Raw genomic sequence first — 17,722 nt, forward strand, 5'->3', positions numbered from 1 at the left:
AAGGAGCGGGTTACTGGCCCGTAGAGTACGCAGACCGTAACCGTGCAGTAGCGAATCAGCGGCTGACCGGGAGTAATGCCCGGTGGAAATGGACAACAGATTACAACCGTCGCTCGATAGCGGAGACGGCCATGTACAGGATAAAGCAACTGTTCGGAGGTTCACTGACGCTGCGTGATTACGATGGTCAGGTAGCAGAGGCTTTGGGCATGGTGCGTGCGCTGAATAAAATAACGAAGGCTGGTATGCCAGAAAGCGTGCGTATTGCCTGAAAACCCGGTCAGCTACAGAGTCACTCGTCCTGAAGCTGATTTATTCAACAAAGCCGCGAGGGGGTCAGAAACTACAGGATATGAGGTTTTTTGATTCGGGAAGCGCTGGGGAGAGTGTGAACTGGTGCCGGAAACAGGAGTCGAACCTGCGACCTTCGCATTACGAAAATAAAAAATATCGATTCCAGCATGTTTCACTACATCCCATGCCATCCCAATAAAACACGTAAAATTATAAAGTTAAAATAAAATACCGTCTCATATTGTTCCATCAGATTTCACTCTATACAATGCTAAATAAGTACGCCAGCAAGTACGCGAGATGAGGCCAATATGGCAACCGTGATCACCCAGGACAGACAGGTAGCAAACCTGACACCAGAAGATGGTAAAACCCGTATTGTCGTCAGCGTTAAATCAAAAGCAGGTTCTGGCCTGTCAGTCGAATCCCGATCCGGGAGTCGAACAAAGAGCTGGCTGTACCGTCCCTATCTCAATGGGAAACAAATCAAAATCACCCTGGGTTCTTATCCTGCTATGACGTTGGCTCAGGCGCGTGAGGCTCATGCAGAAGCGGTAGAACTGGTTAAGCAAGGTATTGATCCACGCTATGTCCGAAAAGCGGAAAAGCGACAAAATGAGCAAATGCCGATTTTCTCAAAATTGTGGGAAGACTGGCTGGTGCTCCGTGAAACAAGTAAACCTATTGGAGTCCGCACCCTGGCAGATTACAAGGGAACCTATCATCGCCATCTGGAAAAAGGATTAGGTTCAGTGCGTGTCTGTGATTTATCCAGAGCCGTTATTTATGAGCATCTTATAGGAGTAAGGAAAACCAGTGTTGAAGGAGTCCGCAAAGGACTTATCCTTCTCAATATGACGCTTGATCACGCTGCGTTACAGGGGTTGATTGACCACAACCCGGCACGCTTACTCAAACCAGCCATGTTTGGTGCCTCAATGGGTAAACCACGAGAAAGATGGTTGCCACAAGATGAGCTGCAAATGCTGTGGAAAGCACTGGACGAAGCCGGATTTGGCGGTGGTGGTGTTTCATCAGGAGGTCGGGGTATCGCATCCAGCGTCATCCTTTCCCAGGCTATCGCTAATGCACTGCGCGTGATTATTCTTACGGGTGTGCGGCGTTCAGAAGTAGTGAATATGCGCTGGGAACAAATCAAAGGAGACCGCTGGACAATACCCGAAACCAAAAACGGTAAAAGCCATGTTGTTACGCTCCACCCTCTTGTCCTGAGCATACTGGAAACGCAACGCATTATTTCAGAAGATGCCTGGGTATTCGAATCTCTCAGTAAACCAGGTTTCCCCGTTACTGGTGATGCCATAACTCGTGCTCTTGAACGTTTAAGAACAAAGCATATGGCAGAAGTCGCCACATTCTCACCACACGACTTACGTCGCAGCGTTGCAACAGGTTGTGCTGAGTATCTGGACGCACCTGAGCGCCTTATTGAGTTACTTCTGAACCATATACCCAAAGATCGGTTGATCAGAACCTATCAAGTCGGTCAGCAAGCAGAAAAATTGCGGAGTCTGTTTCTTAAATGGGGTGATTTTATTGAACATGAAGTCATTAGGCATGACGATAATGTACCTAATAACGTTATTAAAATTAGCTTTGGCAAAAAATAACCTATCGCACCCGGTGGGCTTGCTCAACCCTTCACAGCCGAAAACAAGTTTTCGGCTGTGAAGCCTTTACGGTTTAATAAATTTATTATTTCTATATACCTTGCTGCAAACAGATTTATCTTTTTTACATTTTTCAAGTGCTCTGGAGAGCTGCCGCGACTACAGGTAAAAGTTGGCAGGCATCAGCAGCGATCAATATGGGAGGTGCTGCGATTGGCAGTGCGATTAAAGGGGAAGATCCAACTAACTCTGTGATAAGTACTGGCCTTGGTAGTGCGGCTGGTAGTTTAGGGGGAAAAGTTGTTGATTCATTGTCTCCGGTAACTGATCAAGTGACAAAGGATGTTATTGGTGCAGTTACAGGTTCTACTGCTTCTGAACTTACAGGAAAAGCTGTAAAAGATGAGTTAGACAAGCGGGAGAAGAAGCAATGAATCTCTTCAGCAAGGTTGGTATCCTTTGGCTTCTTTTCCTGGTTGTGTACTGTACTGCCTTAATTTCTGTTGTTCTTTTCATATGCCAACTAGGAGTGTCAACAATTTTCTACTTCAAGGATGGGGCATTCCTTTTTTCATGGGAAGAGGCATTATATATCGCATTGAAAAAAGGGAGTATCGCAGGAGTAGTATTAGGTGCTGGAGTATGGTTGAAAAATAAATTGCATGAGAGTCATAGGAAATAATAATCGTTGAGAATAATGCGCCATGCGCTACAGCTGGCTCATTCCTGGTTCCTGACCAGGTAAAACGCCAGACGCCACGACCGAGGACAAAGCAAAACTGGCGCACGATACAGCAAAGGGTTCTTCAATCACCTCCTCCCAACAGGCCGAGAGACTCGCATTAGCTGTGCTGCGAACAATAGTGTCCTCTTCTTATCCCACACGTCTCCCGCAGGCAGCGACTGAACACCACTCCATACGCCGCAAAATCGCGGTTAACCTCTCTTGCCAGTTCCCGAATCACGATCGCTTCTACGCCTTTCATCGCCTGGATGGTTTGCCAGCGACCGGGTGAAGACAGGGCAGGTTTTGACAGCCTGTGCGCTAAGCCATTTTTAAAATCATTATTTATCAATGCATTAAAGTAAATTGCGTGCAAGCTCTCACTTTTATGTTTGCTATTAAATAGCGCGCTATATATATTCACCTCATCCCGAATGCGCCGCAGTAAAGGCGATGCATTTAAATAGTGTGCGATTTAATAGTGAATAAATTAAAGGAGTAATCTCATGACCATTAAGCATACCGTTTTAGCGCTGGCGCTGGCCGCCGCGTCCGCCAACAGCTTTGCCGACGCGCCTCAGCCGGAGCGTCACGTAGAGAATTTTCTGCATGCGCTAAACAGCAGCGGCGGCAAACCTATTGAACAGCTCTCGCCGCAGGCGGCACGCGAAGTGCTGATCGGCGCGCAAAAAGGGGCAACGCTGCCTGACGCCGAGGTAACGGAAAAGACGATTGAGGTAAACGGCCAGCCTTTAAAGCTGAATATCGTGAAGCCTAAAGGGGCGCAGGGCACGCTGCCGGTATTTATGTTCTTTCACGGCGGCGGCTGGGTATTAGGGGATTTCCAGACCCATGAACGTCTGGTGCGCGACCTGGTGGTTGAGTCGGGCGCCGCCGCGGTGTTCGTTAACTACACGCCGTCGCCGGAAGCGCACTATCCTGTCGCCATCAACCAGGCTTACGCCGCCACCCGCTGGGTCGCCGAGCACGGCGCCGAAATTGGCGTAGATGGTAAGCGGCTGGCGCTGGCAGGCAACAGCGTCGGCGGCAATATGGTGGCGGCCGTGGCGCTGCAGGCGAAGCAGCAGCATACCCCGGCGATTCGCTACGATCTGATGCTGTGGCCGGTGACCGACGCGCGCTTCGATACCGGCTCCTATCAGCAGTTCCAGAAGGGCTATTTCCTGACGCGCAATATGATGAAATGGTTCTGGGATAACTACACCACCAGGGCGAGCGACCGTAACAATATTCTGGCGTCGCCGCTGCGCGCCACCCGCGAACAGCTGCAGGGGCTGCCGCCAACCTTAATCCAGACCGCCGAGCTTGACGTGCTGCGCGACGAAGGTGAGGCCTTTGGCCGCAAGCTGGACGCCGCGGGCGTCGACGTCACGGTAACGCGCTACAACGGGCTGATCCACGACTACGGCTTGCTGAACGGGTTGAGCGACGTACCGGCGGTGCGTACCGCGCTGCGCCAGGCGGCAGACGGGCTGAAAACGCACCTGAAGTGATGCTGCGCCAGGCGAAACGCCTGGCTTTTTCCCCTTCGCGGCAGCACAAAAAAAGCAAGGCATCCGCGCTAGGCCAAGTTAGATTAGCAAAATCAGGCTGTTAATCTGCTCACTACCGCGAGATACGGAACATGTTTGCAAAGCACTATGAAGTTGATGAAAAGCATATCGATTTCCAGGGCATCGTCGATGGCCTCTACTATCCCTTCTATATGGAATGGACACGCCATGCCTATATGCGCGAAGCGCTGGGCATCGACATAGAAGAGGAGTTTAAGCAGGGACGCCTCTATATGGTGCTGGAATATTCGCTGCGCTTCCGCAAAAGCCTGCAAAAGGGCGATCGTCTGGAGGTGACCTGCACGCTGGAGAAGAATGAAAAGCGCAATCGGGTCAACTTCGTTCAACAGATTAAGGTCGATGGCGTTATCTGTGCAGAAGCGACCTTTGTTGCCACCTGTCTCAGCAACGGCAGGCCGAGCATGCCGGATGCGGTGATGAACGCCCTTAATTCGCTTTAATAATCAGCACGAAGGGCTGCTGCCAGCCCTTCATAACCCGGCACCGACGCGATGCCTGGTTTCCCTCTGTCCTGACGCCTCGCTCAATTCCTAATCCGCCCCACAACATTTACGCGACCTGCGTCACATTAAGCGCCTTAATTTTTTGCGCCTTTTCCTCTGATTTTTTCATATCAGCTTTGTTTAAGCTGGCGCTACAGGCTAAAGAGATCCTGTTATCATTCTTAAGAGCGCATAACTGACCGCTGATAAACAGGGCGCGCCTTGAGAAAAGAAAATAATCAAGCCACGCTGGTAAGCTCGCATATCTAATTTTGCGATGCCATGAAAGCACAGCATTTTTTGTTTTCACCCTCCAGGATAATTCCTAATGAATAAAAATTTCTCCAGGTCAGGCTGGCGGCGCTGTTATTCTCTTTATCGTTGCCTGTTAATGCTTCCTGCTTAAGGCTGCGAAAAATCTTGCAGATAACCCTAATGTCCGCTTATCCATTAATTCTGATAGATAAGCAGAGCGGTCATGCGGAAATTCCGGTTTAGCGCACCACCCATTGACGGAATAAAAGCGGCACGTAATATCTCATCATTCAATCCTGATTTTTTCTTTAGTCGTATCTGATCTATCCGGGAAAAAAACAAAAATGTCGACGTGAGCCCGGCACTAAGGCGTTATTGCGGCTATTTCTGCGCGCTTTTAACGCGCACGTAAAATATTTTATCCAGAGGATCTATGGTGACGCTTAACAACCCGTTAATTAGCGTAATTGTGCCGGTATATAATGCCGAAAACTCGATTATTCGCTGCGTTGAAAGCGTGCTGGCGCAGCAGGCGCCGCGCATCGAGCTGATTCTGGTGGATGACGGATCGACCGACAGTTCGCCGCTCATCCTGGAGAGCTGGGCCGACCATCCCCAGGTGCGCATTATCACCCAGCGCAACGCTGGCGTTTCCTCAGCGCGCAACGCCGGTATTGCGGCCTCGCGCGGCACCTATTTGCGCTTTGTCGATGCGGACGATTTCTTGCCCGCCGACGCGTTAAGCCTCTGCCTGGCGCTGATGAATAGCGAGGTCGGCCTGATTGTCGGCGAGTCGCAGCACTTTACGCCGCAGGGGCAGCCGATCGCACGCGCCTTTCCGACCGAGGCGCAGCGCGTGCTCAGCGCCAGCGATGCGGTTAACGATCTGCTCTATTTTCATCCGCGCCACGGCATTTGCGACAAGCTGTTTAACGGCGAGCTTATTCGCGCCGCTCAGCTGCGCTTTAATGAACAGATCGCGAACTTCGAGGATCTGCTGTTTGTTATGCAGTATCTCAGCCTGCTCGGCACCCGGCGGGTAATCTGCATCAACAGCGTGATTTATCACTACGTCGAGTCAGAGAACTCGGCGACGCGCTCGTCGGTGCGCGAAAAACATTTCTCCTTCGCCCGTTCATTTAGCGAAATGCAGCGGCTCTTGTCGCGCAGCAACGATAAGTTTTTCTATTTTCTGTTGCTGAAGGTCTCTTCCGCCTATTTATATAAGGCCATCGCCTCCGGCGAATTTAATTCTGCCTTTATTAACGAGCATATTCGACGCTATCGAGAGGCTTTTAAAGCCTATCTCTCTTCAGGCGTTATCGTTAACGGCTGGAGCCTCTACTTCACGCTCTTTTTCTGCTCGCCGCGGCTGGTGTCGCAATTGCGCAAGCTGGCGCAAAGCGCGGGGCGGGGAGAGCAGCTATGAAAGACAAACTGAAGAACTCGATGTGGATGATCGCTGAGAAGATTATCGCGGTCTTCGGCCTGATTTTTGTCACCTCGTTTGTGGCGAAATATGTCGGGCCGACCACCTTCGGCATTATTTCTATTTCGCTGCTGGTGTTTCAGTTTTTGCAGACGGTGGCCTACATGGGCAGCGACGTTATCCTGCTGAAGCGGCTGTCGCAAAATAAAGCCTCCGGCATCAGGCTGATGATCTCCGCCTCGGTGCTGATTTTCACGCTCTACCTGGCGCTGGCGTCTGCCGGTATGGTGATTATGCGCGAGGAGATGAGCTCGCAGGCGCAGATCTTTATTATCGCCGCGGCCATCGCCTGCCTCTTTTCCGCCATCGACCTGGTCAACGTTTTCAACGAGGCGATGCTGAATGCGAAGCTGAACGTCATCGCCAATGCCATCGGGTTAACCATCAGCCTGACGATTCGCTTTGTTATTTCATACTGGGGAGCGGATCCCGCCTGGCTGGCGCTGCCGATCGTGCTGGCAACCTTGATTCCCTTCGTGATCAAGCTGGCGCTGTTCCGCCGCTACGAAGGAGGGCTGCGCACGCCGAACCGCAAACAGCTTAAAGCCTATTCGCGCTATATGCTGGCCTCCGGCGGCACGCTTATCTTCTCGGTGATCGCCGTGGCGCTCTATACGCGGCTCAACCAGTTCAGCGTCAGCTATTTTCTCGGCGTAAAAGAGGCGGGCGTCTTTTCCGTGGCCCTGACCCTCTCCGGCGCCTGGGTCTTTTTGCCCAATGCGCTGCTGGCGTCCTTTTATCCGGCCTTTTTCTCGGAGCGCGATCCCAAACGCGCCATCGTAAAAATTCAGCAGCTGCACCTGCTGGTGGTCGGCGTCTCGGCGCTGGTGATCGCAGCGGTCGCGCTGCTGGCGCCACCCTTTATTCACTACTTTTACGGCCCGGCGTACCAGGACGCGGTCGCGCCAACGGTCTGGCTCTGCCTGGGCGCGATGTTCGGCCTGCTGAGCAGCGTTATGGATCGCTTTATTATCAAGTACAACGGTTACGCCTATCTGGTGAAAAAAACCTTTTTCGTGCTGCTGATCTGCCTGGTTTCCTCCGCCGTGCTGGTGCCGCTCTATGGCCTGACCGGTGCGGCCTTTAGCGTTATTTTGACCGAGCTGCTCTCTTTTACGCTGCTGAATTACTTTTTTGCCGCTCAACCGATGTTCACTATTCATCGCTCTTTTTTCAGCCCCAAAAAAATATGGTTTTTATTAAACGACGCCAAAACCCTCAGATAGTTAAGAGGAATTAAACATGATTCCAACACCAAAGTTCAGCATTATTATTCCCGCGTGGAATGCGCAAAAAACATTGAGAAGAACCCTGATCAGTGTATTGCAGCAAACCTGCGATGATTACGAGGTGATAGTGGTTAATGACGGCAGCACCGACGGCACCGCCGCGTTGCTGGAGGAGTTTAGCTATCAGCCCACGATTCGCGTAATCAACCAGCCGAATGGCGGCGTCAGCGCGGCGCGCAATCGCGCGTTAAAGCAGGCGCAAGGGGATTTTATTATTTTTCTCGACGCCGATGACTGGGTAGAGGATTCATTTCTTGCCAGTTTTCAGCAGTCGCTGGATAACAGTCGCGGCAGGCCGGTAGATTTAATTGTCGGCAACCTGGTGGACGACCGCATCGGCACCCTCCGCAAATATGGTTATTTCGCGGCGCAGGAGATGCCTTATCTGCTGGGCGAGCTGGAGATGAGCGATAATATCGGCTATCTGCATAATAAGTGTTACAGCCGGCGCGTCATTGAGGTGAACAATCTCTATTTCCTGGAGGGGATCTCCATGAGTGAAGATTTGCTGTTCAACCTCAACTATTTCTACAACGTCAGCAACTGTCTGGTGATCGACAGCGCCGCCTATCATTACGAAAACGTTATGGATTCGCTGTCAAAGAAGCGCGTGCAGTACAACGAGCTAAAAGAGCGCAAACAGTTTCTGACCGGGCTGTATGACACCATTATGCAAAAGTATATGCATCGCGATCTCGACTACTTTCTTAAAGGGGTGTCGAAGCGGGTGCTGGCGCTCGATATGCAGATCGTAACCTCGATGTACCACGACGCCTTTACGCATAATGAAATTTCGCGGGAAATTAACGAGATAAAACGCGGAAAATATTCGAAAGGGATTTTTATCCTGCTGAACCGCAACGAAAAGCTGAAGTATATTATTATGAATTTAAATAGCTTTGCGGCTTACTACTGTCTTTACGCCCTCTATAAGGCGCGTGCTTTTTAATGGATGTCTTTCATCCGCTACACACGACCGGGTTACATGCCTCTGTGGTTTACTCGCGTTAATCACATCGGGCGGCCCTCGGGGTCGCCCAATGCTGAACGGCTTACTGCGCCGGGCGCAGCGCGCCGGTTTTAAATACGCTCATCGCCTGCGCCATACGCTCGGCCTGATCCTGCAGCGCCTGCGATGCGGCGGAGGCTTCCTGCACCAGCGCGGCGTTCTGCTGCGTTACCGCTTCCATCTGGGTAATCGCCATATTGATCTCACTGATGCCGGTGCTCTGCTCGCTGCTGGCAATAGTGATTTCGCTCATAATGCCCGCCACGCTCTTCACGCTGTTCACCACCTCGCCGATGGTGGAGCCGGCATGGGAAACCAGCCTGCTGCCTTCCTCAACTTTGGCCACGGAATCTTCAATCAGCAGTTTGATCTCTTTCGCCGCCGATGCCGAGCGCTGCGCCAGATTACGCACCTCGCTCGCCACCACGGCGAATCCGCGTCCCTGTTCGCCGGCGCGCGCCGCTTCGACGGCAGCGTTGAGCGACAGAATATTGGTCTGGAAGGCGATAGAGTCGATCACGCTGATGATATCGACGATTTTCTTCGACGACAGCGCAATGGCCTCCATTTTCTCAATCACCTGTTCCATCACCACGCCGCCTTCGCGCGCTACCGCCGAGGTGTTTGCCACCAGCTGATTGGCTTCGCGCGCATTGTCGGCGTTGTGCTTCACGGTAGAGGTCATCTGCTCCATCGCCGAGGCGGTCTCTTCCAGCGAGCTTGCCTGCTGTTCGGTGCGGGTTGAGAGGTCCAGGTTGCCGCTGGAGATCTGATTCGACGCCACGGCGATGGTATCGGAGCCGGTGCGCACTTCGGTCACAATGCTCAGCAGGTTATCGTTCATCTGCTGCAGCGCGCGCATCAGCACGCCGGTTTCGTCGCGGCTGTCGATGGTGATTTTAGAGCTGAGGTCGCCTGCGGCGACGCGTTCGGCCACGCCGAGCGCCTCCTTCAGCGGACGCACAATCGAGCGGGTCAGGTAAATGCCCAGCAGTATCGAGGCGAGGATCGCCAGTACGGCGCAGACCAGCGTAATCATAATCGCCGTGCTGGCGGCGCTAATAATGCTCTGGCCTTCGCCGCGCAGCTGTGAATCCTGCGAATTAGCAAATTTCTCGGCGCCCTCAAGGAAAGCGTTCTGGGCTGGCGTCATGGTTTTCAGCGCGTAAACGCCTGCGCCTTCAAAATCACCCGCTTTGATCAGCGCAATCAGCGCGTTTTTTGCCACTTCAAACTGCTGGCCCGCCTCAATCAGCCCCTTGATTTTCTTTTTGCCGATGGGGGTAACCTGAATAGCGGCGATGCGGTTCATCGCGGTATTGGTGCGCTGGGTCGCTTCATCCAGCTGGCCGTAGCGCTTGATGTTTCTGTCGGGATGGGCGGTATCAATCACCAGGCCGCGCAGATATTTAATCTGGTCGTTGACGCCGTCGCGCACGTCGAAGGCGAGGCGGACTTTGACATAGCGGTCATCGATGATGGCGGAAATGCCGCTGTTAATGCTCTGGATTTTGCTAACGGTGGTGATGCCGATGATGACCATCAGCACCACAACAATACCGAAGGCGATGCCAAGCCGGGCGCCGACCTTCATATTTTTCAATCTCAACATCTCTGTTCTCCCGCGATTACCTAAGTGTTTTGCTGAAATAGTTAAGTTTTTTAACGCTTTTGTGTGATCCCTCTTTACTGCCCCCAGGCCGCCCGCAAAGGGCTAAAAATGAGAGCCGGTGCACAAGTTATCGGATGCTTCTGTTTTGACTTTAATTTTTTCCGGGTTATTTCTGCACAAAAAGCAGGGTTAATTGAGGCGGTGAAGGACAATCATTAGTGGCACAAACGGCAGCCCGGCGGGTGAGTGCGATAATATTAGTCACGCTAAGCAATTACATTAAGGCGGTGAGCCTGCGGGGAGAGCAGGGCGGGCTTAGCCGAGATCGACGGCACGCCGCGAGGCGATCGGCATGGGCGGAGAGGGGGATAAAAGGATTGAGGCAACGCAATAAAAGAGAGGATAAAGCGGGGTCGGAAAAGGCACGCGCAACGGGGTGTCGCGCGTGCCGGGTGCATCAGGGGGCTTTTTCCAGCACGCTGTGGATCACAGCGGAGAGTTCGTTGATTTCGAATTTGGCGACGTAGCCGTCGGCGCCCACTTTGCGCACGTGATCTTCGTTGGCGCTGCCGGAGAGCGAGGAGTGAATCACCACCGGAATGTCCTTCAGCGACGCCTCACGCTTGATATTGCGCGTCAGGGTAAAGCCGTCCATCTCCGGCATCTCAAGATCGGTCAGCACCAGTGCGATCTTGTCGTGGATCGATTCGCCCGCCGCCTGCGCCGCTTCGTTCATCTCTTTAATCTTCAGCCAGGCTTCCAGGCCGGTGTTGTGCATCAGCGCGGGAATGCCCATGCTCTTCAGGCCCTGCTCCAGCAGCTGACGCGCCACTTTCGAATCTTCCGCGACGATAGCCACCGCGCCAGGCTTGATCTTAAAGCTGCGCACCGTTTCCGGCGTCGGCTCGTTGCCGCGCACCGAAGGGATCACGTCATAGAGGATCTGCTCGACGTCGAGCACCATAGCCAGGCTGTTGCTGCCCTTTTCATCGTCGAGGCAGGCGATGCTGGTGATATTGCGGCCGCCGATGCCTTTCTCAGCGGTATGCACCTGGCTCCAGTCGAGGCGCACGATGTTATCCACCGACTCCACGGCAAAAGCCTGGGTATTACGCGCATACTCGGTAACCAGCAGCAGATTCAGCCCGGTTTCCGGCGTGCAGCCCGCCACCGCCGGCAGGTCGATCACTGGAATAAACTGGCCGCGAATATTGGTCATGCCCAGCAGCGGCGAACGCATGCCGGCCGCGCGGGTAATCGGCTGCATCGGCACAATTTCCCGCAGCTTGAAGACGTTAATGCCGAACAGCTCCGATTTCCCCCTGGCCTGATCGGTGCCCAGACGGAACAGCAGCAGTTCAAAGCGGTTCGATAACGCCAGATTCGCTCTTTCATCTATCTCTTTTTGAAAATTATCCATCGTTGCTCTGCCTTGCTGCCGCCTGTGCGCGGCGAAAGTGAATGATAAAAGCGTTATCGGCACGACTGGCTAAAAAGTGAGAGGCGAGTGCGCAAATTTGATCGCGCGCGCAGTTAGCGATTCTTGTGCCAGGCTTAGAGGGTCACAACGGAAAAATTTCATTAAAGGAGCGCACCATGAAAAAAGTCATGACGTTTACGCTGTTGGCCGTATTGAGTCTGCCAGCGCTGGCTGAGAAGGGCGGTTTTGAAGCGGGCGCAACGCCGCCGCCGCAGAAAAAGCAGGATGCAGGCTATAAAGGTTCAGAGGATACCGGCCAGACCCATATCAACCAGATCCGCGATTTTCGTCAGGACGGTTACGTCACGCTTGAAGGCTATATTCTGAAGAAGCTGCAGGGCGATAACTACCAGTTCCGCGACAGCACCGGCACCATCACCATTATCGCGCCGGAAAAAACCTTCGACGGCAAAACCTTTAAGGCGGACGAGCAGGTGCGCGTCAGCGGCCACGTAAAAGGTAAAGGCGAGAATACGGTGCTGCACGTCACCCAGATTGACCTGCCGTAACCCGGCCGGCGTTTCGGCGCATTTATTTCCGGCGCGGGGCAGTTAACCCCCGCGCCGCTCCAGCGTTACAGTTAATCCTGCAGCAGAATCGCCCGCACGCTCTTACCCTTCATTTTTCCCTGCTTCAGCCTGACCAGCGCCGCTTTGGCTTCGCTCGCCGCTACGGCGACATAAGCATGGGTCGGGGTAATATCGATTTTGCCGATCTGGTCGGCGCGGAAGCCCGCGTCGCCGGTCAGCGCGCCGAGAATATCCCCAGGCCGAATCTTCGCCTTGCGCCCGCCGTCGATGCAGAGCGTCATCATGGCGGCCGGCAGCGGCTGGCGCGCGCCTTTTTTCAGCGCGCTGGCCGACAGCCAGCTGAGCGGCTGCTGCAGAAAATCTTCCAGCGCGTGGGCGCGCGCCATCTCATCCGCCGCGACAAAGCTCACCGCGCTGCCCTGTTCGCCGGCGCGTCCGGTGCGGCCGATGCGGTGTACATGCACTTCGGGATCCCACGCCAGCTGATAGTTCACCACCATCGCCAGCGCTTTAATATCCAGGCCGCGCGCCGCCACGTCGGTCGCTACCAGCACGCGCCCGCTACCGTTGGCGAAGCGGATCAGCACGCGTTCGCGATCGCGCTGCTCCAGATCGCCATGCAGCGCCAGCGCGCTGATAGCCTGCTGGTTAAGCGCGGCGGCGATATCGTCGCACTCGCGTTTGGTGTTGCAGAAGACCACGCACGAGGCTGGCTGACGCTGCGCCAGCAGCGCCTGCAGCAGCGGCAGCTTTTCGCCTGGGCTTGCTTCGATAAACGCCTGCTCAATAGCGGGCAGCTCGCTTACCTCTTCGGTGGCAACGTGCAGCGCGTCGCGCTGAAAGCGTGCGCTAAGCGAAGCGATACTCTCTGGCCAGGTGGCGGAGAAGAGCAGCGTCTGGCGGCTGGCGGGCGTGAGCGCGGCCACCGCCTCCATATCGTCGCGGAATCCCATCTCCAGCATGCGATCCGCCTCGTCGAGCACCAGCGTGTCGAGCCGATCGAGCTTCAGCGTCTCGCGCTTCAGATGATCGAGAATACGGCCCGGCGTGCCGACCACGATATGCGGGGCGTGTACCAGCGAGTCGCGCTGCGCGCTCATAGGCTGGCCGCCGCACAGGGTAAGGATCTTGATATTGCGGGTAAAGCGCGCCAGCTGACGCAGCACGTTGCTGACCTGGTCCGCCAGCTCGCGCGTCGGGCAGAGCACCAGCGCCTGGGTAACGTAGCGGCTGCTGTCGATATGCTGCAGCAGGCCGATGCCGAACGCCGCCGTTTTGCCGCTGCCGGTTTTCGCCTGCGCCCGCACGTCGCGCCGCGCCAGGATAGCGGGCAGCGTAGCGGCCTGAACAGGCGTCATCTCGGTATAGCCCATATCGGCCAGGTTGGCGATCTGGCTGGCGGGAAGAGCGGTAAGGGTAGTAAATGCGGTCACGGGCGGCCTCGGCGGCAAAAGGTGGTCGAAAAATAGCGCGGCAAGTCTGGCAGAATGTGCGACGCGCGGCAACCAGCGAAAAGGGTTACCTGCATGATTGCTTCGCCATGCAGGCGCTTAGGAATAACCCGAAGATCGGTGAGAATGGATGTTATCTTCTAATGTTTGCCCGCCGCGCGCGAGCTTTTGTGCATATCGTGTGGCTTTTTAAGACCAGCTGAAGCTTTATAACTGCCCGATCGGGCAACTTAATTTCTTTTTGTATCAGATGATTCCCTTTTTTTTTCCTCCAGCAAAAGAATTAATCATTAAATAAACTCCCCGATCGAGCCGATAAAATAATCACTGCAATTGCTTTATATTTAGCGCGCCAGCTTCTATTACAACGACAGTTTGAGGGTTCTCCATTGAGTAATATTGCCCAGGGATCACATGAAGAAGTGCTGAAAATCGTTGGTCGCGCAGTGCTTACGCTGCATGTCCACGGTGAAAGCTTATCTGCTGACAAGGTTGTCTCAATGATCGGCTGCTATGCCGAAAGCGCGGAACAGCATCAGCAGCAGCTGTTTGCGCTGGCGATGGAAATGATGACGGCCCAGAAATGGGCAAAAAGCGCCTGACGCCATCGTCCCAGTAGAACCAAGCCTCCAGCCGGAGGCTTTTTTATGCCTCTCTTTTCTCTCCGCCCGCCTTTTTGGTCCTACCAATTCCAGCCTGCTTTTTAGCGCAAGTCACAGAAGCGGAAAATTCGCGCCCGTAAGGTTGTCTCGGGTTAACAAAAGATTAACCATTTAAGTCCATATTGACGCACCGCGCGCTTTTGGTCCGACCAAAAGCGCGCCGCTTCGGGACGACGCCATGAGTGAATCGACATCGCCAGCCGCTGAGCACCTTGTGGTGCGGCTGCGGCGCTATATAGAGCAGCAAAAACTGGAGCCGGGCATGAGGCTGCCCGCCGAGCGCCAGCTCGCCGCTGAGCTGGGCGTGTCGCGCTCTTCGCTGCGCGAAGCGCTACAGCAGCTGGTCAGCAGCGGCTTGCTGATCAGCCGTCGCGGCGGCGGCACCTGGCTGCGCCAGCAGCTGGCCCCCTGGGCAGAGCAGCGCATCGTCGCCCCGGTACGCGCGCTGCTGCAGGACGATCCCGACTACCGCTACGACATTCTCGAAGCGCGCCACGCGATCGAGGCGAGCACCGCCTGGTACGCGGCGCAGCGCGCAACCGAGGCGGATAAGGAGCGGCTGCGGCTCGCCTTCGACGCCACCCTAAAGCTGAAAGAGAGCGACGATCCCGATCTCGCCGCGCAGGCTGACGTGCGCTTTCATCTCGCTATCGCCGAAGCGTCGCACAACCTGGTGCTGCTGCAGACCATGCGCGGCTTCTTTGCGCTGCTGCAGTCCTCGGTACTGCAAAGCCGCCAGCGTATGTACAGCCAGCCGGCGATTTTCGCCCGTCTCACCGAACAGCATCAATGCCTGCTCGACGCCATCCTCGCCGGCGAGGCGGAGGCGGCGCGCCGGGCGGCGATGGATCACCTCGGCTTTGTCCACGCCCCCCTGAAAAACCTGCATGAAGACGAAGCGCGCCAGGCGCGCATTACGCGTCTGCCAGGCAATGACTCTTTTTAACCGCAAGGAAAACGACCTGTGATTATCTCCGCCGCTTCCGATTATCGCGCCGCCGCGCAGCGTATTTTACCGCCGTTTCTTTTCCACTATATCGACGGCGGCGCCTACAGCGAGCGCACCCTGCAGCGCAACGTCGAGGATCTCTCCGACGTGGCGCTGCGCCAGCGCGTGCTGAAGAATATGTCCGAGCTAAGCCTGGAAACCCGCCTGTTCAACGAAACGTTATCGATGCCGGTGGCGCTGGCGCCGGTCGGGCTATGCGGAATGTATGCGCGTCGCGGCGAGGTGCAGGCGGCGCGTGCCGCGGCGCTCAAAGGGATCCCTTTTACCCTGTCGACAGTGTCGGTCTGTCCGATTGAAGAGGTGGCGCCCGCCATCAACCGCCCGATGTGGTTCCAGCTCTACGTGCTGCGCGACCGCGGCTTTATGCGCAACGCGCTGGAGCGCGCCAAAGCCGCAGGCTGCTCGACGCTGGTATTTACCGTCGATATGCCAACGCCCGGCGCGCGCTATCGCGACGCGCACTCCGGCATGAGCGGGCAGCACGCCGCGCTGCGTCGCTACTGGCAGGCGGCGACCCACCCGCAGTGGGCATGGGATGTCGGCCTGCACGGCCGCCCGCACGATCTCGGTAATATTTCCACCTACCTCGGCAAGCCGACCGGGCTGGAAGATTATATTGGCTGGCTGGCGAACAACTTCGATCCCTCGATCTCCTGGCGCGATCTGGAGTGGATCCGCGAATTCTGGGACGGCCCGATGGTGATCAAAGGCATTCTCGATCCTGAAGATGCGCGCGACGCGGTGCGTTTCGGCGCGGACGGCATCGTGGTGTCGAACCACGGCGGCCGCCAGCTGGACGGCGTGCTCTCCTCGGCGCGCGCGCTGCCCGCCATCGCCGATGCGGTGAAAGGCGACATTACTCTTCTCGCCGACAGCGGCATTCGCAACGGGCTGGACGTGGTGCGCATGATCGCGCTGGGCGCCGACAGCGTGCTGCTGGGGCGCGCCTGGCTCTACGCGCTGGCGACCCACGGCCAGCGCGGCGTGGAAAACCTGCTTGGGCTGGTGGAAAAAGAGATGCGCGTGGCGATGACCCTGACCGGCGCGAAATCGATCGCCGAAATCACGCGCGACGCGCTGGTGGATGCCGGCGCGTCGCTCGCTTATGCCAGCGAAGCGCCGCGTCCGCGTGCTGTTAGCTGAGCCTTGTCTATACTTACTCACTCTTCATCAACAGGAGGATTGAAATGACTATTCACAAGAAAGGATCGGCGCACTGGGAAGGCGATATCAAAGGGAAAGGCACCATCAGCACCGAAAGCGGCGTGCTGAGCCAGACGCCTTACGGTTTTAACACCCGTTTTGAAGGCGAGAAGGGCACCAACCCGGAAGAGCTGATCGGCGCGGCGCACGCCGCCTGCTTCTCGATGGCGCTGTCGCTGATGCTGGGTAATGCTGGCCACAAGCCGCAGAGCATCGACACCACCGCTGACGTCTCGCTGGACAAAAAAGGCGAAGGCTTCGCCATCACCAAAGTGGCGCTGAACAGCACCATCAGCCTGCCGGGCATCGACAGGGCGGCGTTTGACGAAATCATTCAGAAGGCGAAGGCGGGCTGTCCGGTTTCGCAGGTGCTCAACGCTGAGATCACCCTCGACTATACCCTGAATAATTGATTCAGCAGGCCGCCAGCGATTAAGCTGTGCTGGCTGATATCGGTTCCGATGAACCGCAATGGATGCGCCCTGGGGCGCATCTTTTCTTTCTGCGGAAGGAGGGGGAGCGTGGCGAAATATCTGCCGGCTAAAAGACACTGGAAAATGGTGCTGGTGCTGCTCTGTATTTGCGGCGCGTTAATGCTGATCCGCTGGGCGGCGATGATATGGGCCTGAAAGCGTGGGTTTGCCGCCACAAGCTGGGCGTATTAGTGATGATTGTGCTGGCACTGGAGCTGATTCACTTTCTGCTGACCTCATCCTGGCTGCCCTGGGTCTCCTCCTGAGCGGCGCTACACATATTCACGCTCCTCCTGCTCGCGCCGTTTAGCGCGCACGTCGCTGCGGGCGATACGATACGCCTTGCCGGGATCGCCGGCGACGAACTCGAAGGTCGGCGAATAGTAAAACGGCAGCCAGCCGCCGTAGCCGCTTTCCCACTCCCAGCGTACCGGGCAGGGCCAGATAATGCCGTCATACAAAATGTAATAAACCCAGCGTCCAGTCGGACGACGGGGGCGTGGTGTTTTCATGGGATTCACAACGATAATAGGT

18 protein-coding genes and 1 pseudogene are annotated in these 17,722 nt (G+C 55.5%); 14 read left to right on the forward strand and 5 right to left on the reverse strand.

Translation table 11 applies throughout. The features are described from left to right. The 5 genes and pseudogenes from MHZ97_RS00005 to MHZ97_RS00025 form a co-directional block, all read left to right on the forward strand. Positions 1-272: pseudogene (locus tag MHZ97_RS00005) on the forward strand (IS5/IS1182 family transposase); the annotation flags it as partial. 333 nt (positions 273-605) lie between these two features. Further along, positions 606-1,925: a site-specific integrase gene (locus tag MHZ97_RS00010; protein WP_239313247.1), complete on the forward strand. Its 1,320-nt coding sequence runs from the start codon at positions 606-608 to the stop codon at positions 1,923-1,925. A 197-nt stretch (positions 1,926-2,122) separates the two neighbouring features. Beyond that, entirely contained in the window at positions 2,123-2,359 is a 237-nt protein-coding gene (locus MHZ97_RS00015; RefSeq protein WP_239313244.1) for a hypothetical protein, read from the forward strand. Between the two features lie 796 nt (positions 2,360-3,155). After that, positions 3,156-4,163 carry an alpha/beta hydrolase gene (locus MHZ97_RS00020; protein ID WP_239313241.1) on the forward strand — a complete coding sequence of 336 codons (1,008 nt, stop codon included), beginning with the start codon at positions 3,156-3,158 and terminating at the stop codon, positions 4,161-4,163. A 131-nt stretch (positions 4,164-4,294) separates the two neighbouring features. Further along, a complete protein-coding gene (locus MHZ97_RS00025; RefSeq protein ID WP_239313238.1) occupies positions 4,295-4,684 on the forward strand; it encodes a thioesterase family protein in 390 nt (129 codons plus the stop codon). Between the two features lie 109 nt (positions 4,685-4,793). Here MHZ97_RS00025 and MHZ97_RS00030 read toward each other — a convergent pair whose 3' ends face one another. Next, complete coding sequence (locus tag MHZ97_RS00030; RefSeq protein WP_239313235.1) at positions 4,794-5,036, reverse strand: hypothetical protein; 243 nt, start codon at positions 5,034-5,036, stop codon at positions 4,794-4,796. 378 nt (positions 5,037-5,414) lie between these two features. On the opposite strand from MHZ97_RS00030, the gene MHZ97_RS00035 reads away from it, so the two are divergent. The 3 genes from MHZ97_RS00035 to MHZ97_RS00045 are packed head-to-tail and all read left to right on the forward strand — an operon-like array spanning position 5,415 to position 8,708. Continuing rightward, positions 5,415-6,410 (forward strand): glycosyltransferase, encoded by a 996-nt coding sequence (locus tag MHZ97_RS00035; protein WP_103795164.1) that lies wholly within the window; start codon positions 5,415-5,417, stop codon positions 6,408-6,410. Beyond that, positions 6,407-7,696 (forward strand): oligosaccharide flippase family protein, encoded by a 1,290-nt coding sequence (locus MHZ97_RS00040; protein ID WP_239313232.1) that lies wholly within the window; start codon positions 6,407-6,409, stop codon positions 7,694-7,696. Before MHZ97_RS00035 ends, MHZ97_RS00040 begins: the two co-directional genes overlap by 4 nt. A 16-nt stretch (positions 7,697-7,712) precedes the next feature. Next, positions 7,713-8,708, forward strand: a complete 996-nt coding sequence (locus tag MHZ97_RS00045) for a glycosyltransferase family 2 protein (RefSeq protein WP_103795162.1) — start codon at positions 7,713-7,715, stop codon at positions 8,706-8,708. Positions 8,709-8,811: 103 nt separating this feature from the next. Here the strand turns inward: MHZ97_RS00045 and MHZ97_RS00050 are convergent, their stop codons facing one another. Together MHZ97_RS00050 and MHZ97_RS00055 are read right to left on the reverse strand one after the other, a co-directional pair. After that, positions 8,812-10,380 carry a methyl-accepting chemotaxis protein gene (locus MHZ97_RS00050; RefSeq protein ID WP_239313229.1) on the reverse strand — a complete coding sequence of 523 codons (1,569 nt, stop codon included), beginning with the start codon at positions 10,378-10,380 and terminating at the stop codon, positions 8,812-8,814. A 457-nt stretch (positions 10,381-10,837) separates the two neighbouring features. Then, a complete protein-coding gene (locus MHZ97_RS00055) occupies positions 10,838-11,800 on the reverse strand; it encodes a chemotaxis protein (protein WP_103795160.1) in 963 nt (320 codons plus the stop codon). Between the two features lie 176 nt (positions 11,801-11,976). On the opposite strand from MHZ97_RS00055, the gene MHZ97_RS00060 reads away from it, so the two are divergent. Then, positions 11,977-12,369 carry a YgiW/YdeI family stress tolerance OB fold protein gene (locus MHZ97_RS00060; RefSeq protein WP_103795159.1) on the forward strand — a complete coding sequence of 131 codons (393 nt, stop codon included), beginning with the start codon at positions 11,977-11,979 and terminating at the stop codon, positions 12,367-12,369. A 71-nt stretch (positions 12,370-12,440) separates the two neighbouring features. Here MHZ97_RS00060 and dbpA read toward each other — a convergent pair whose 3' ends face one another. Then, entirely contained in the window at positions 12,441-13,823 is a 1,383-nt protein-coding gene (gene dbpA / locus MHZ97_RS00065; protein WP_239313226.1) for an ATP-dependent RNA helicase DbpA, read from the reverse strand. A 407-nt stretch (positions 13,824-14,230) separates the two neighbouring features. On the opposite strand from dbpA, the gene MHZ97_RS00070 reads away from it, so the two are divergent. The 5 genes from MHZ97_RS00070 (at position 14,231) to yniD (ending at position 17,344) form a co-directional block, all read left to right on the forward strand. Then, positions 14,231-14,443, forward strand: coding sequence for a hypothetical protein (locus tag MHZ97_RS00070; RefSeq protein ID WP_103795156.1), 213 nt, complete (start codon positions 14,231-14,233; stop codon positions 14,441-14,443). A 238-nt stretch (positions 14,444-14,681) separates the two neighbouring features. Then, positions 14,682-15,449: a transcriptional regulator LldR gene (gene lldR, locus MHZ97_RS00075; RefSeq protein ID WP_239313224.1), complete on the forward strand. Its 768-nt coding sequence runs from the start codon at positions 14,682-14,684 to the stop codon at positions 15,447-15,449. 18 nt (positions 15,450-15,467) lie between these two features. Beyond that, the gene (gene lldD, locus MHZ97_RS00080) at positions 15,468-16,655 is read left to right on the forward strand and encodes an FMN-dependent L-lactate dehydrogenase LldD (protein ID WP_239313222.1); all 1,188 of its coding nucleotides are present in this window, start codon (positions 15,468-15,470) and stop codon (positions 16,653-16,655) included. Positions 16,656-16,699: 44 nt separating this feature from the next. After that, positions 16,700-17,128, forward strand: a complete 429-nt coding sequence (locus tag MHZ97_RS00085; protein WP_239313202.1) for an OsmC family protein — start codon at positions 16,700-16,702, stop codon at positions 17,126-17,128. Between the two features lie 108 nt (positions 17,129-17,236). Next, complete coding sequence (gene yniD, locus MHZ97_RS00090; RefSeq protein WP_096072666.1) at positions 17,237-17,344, forward strand: small membrane protein YniD; 108 nt, start codon at positions 17,237-17,239, stop codon at positions 17,342-17,344. Between the two features lie 116 nt (positions 17,345-17,460). Here yniD and MHZ97_RS00095 read toward each other — a convergent pair whose 3' ends face one another. After that, positions 17,461-17,700, reverse strand: coding sequence for a hypothetical protein (locus tag MHZ97_RS00095; RefSeq protein ID WP_103795153.1), 240 nt, complete (start codon positions 17,698-17,700; stop codon positions 17,461-17,463). Positions 17,701-17,722 lie beyond the last annotated feature (22 nt).

The organism is Pantoea sp. ACRSC, from assembly GCF_022346785.1.
Taxonomy (GTDB): domain Bacteria; phylum Pseudomonadota; class Gammaproteobacteria; order Enterobacterales; family Enterobacteriaceae; genus Pantoea; species Pantoea alvi.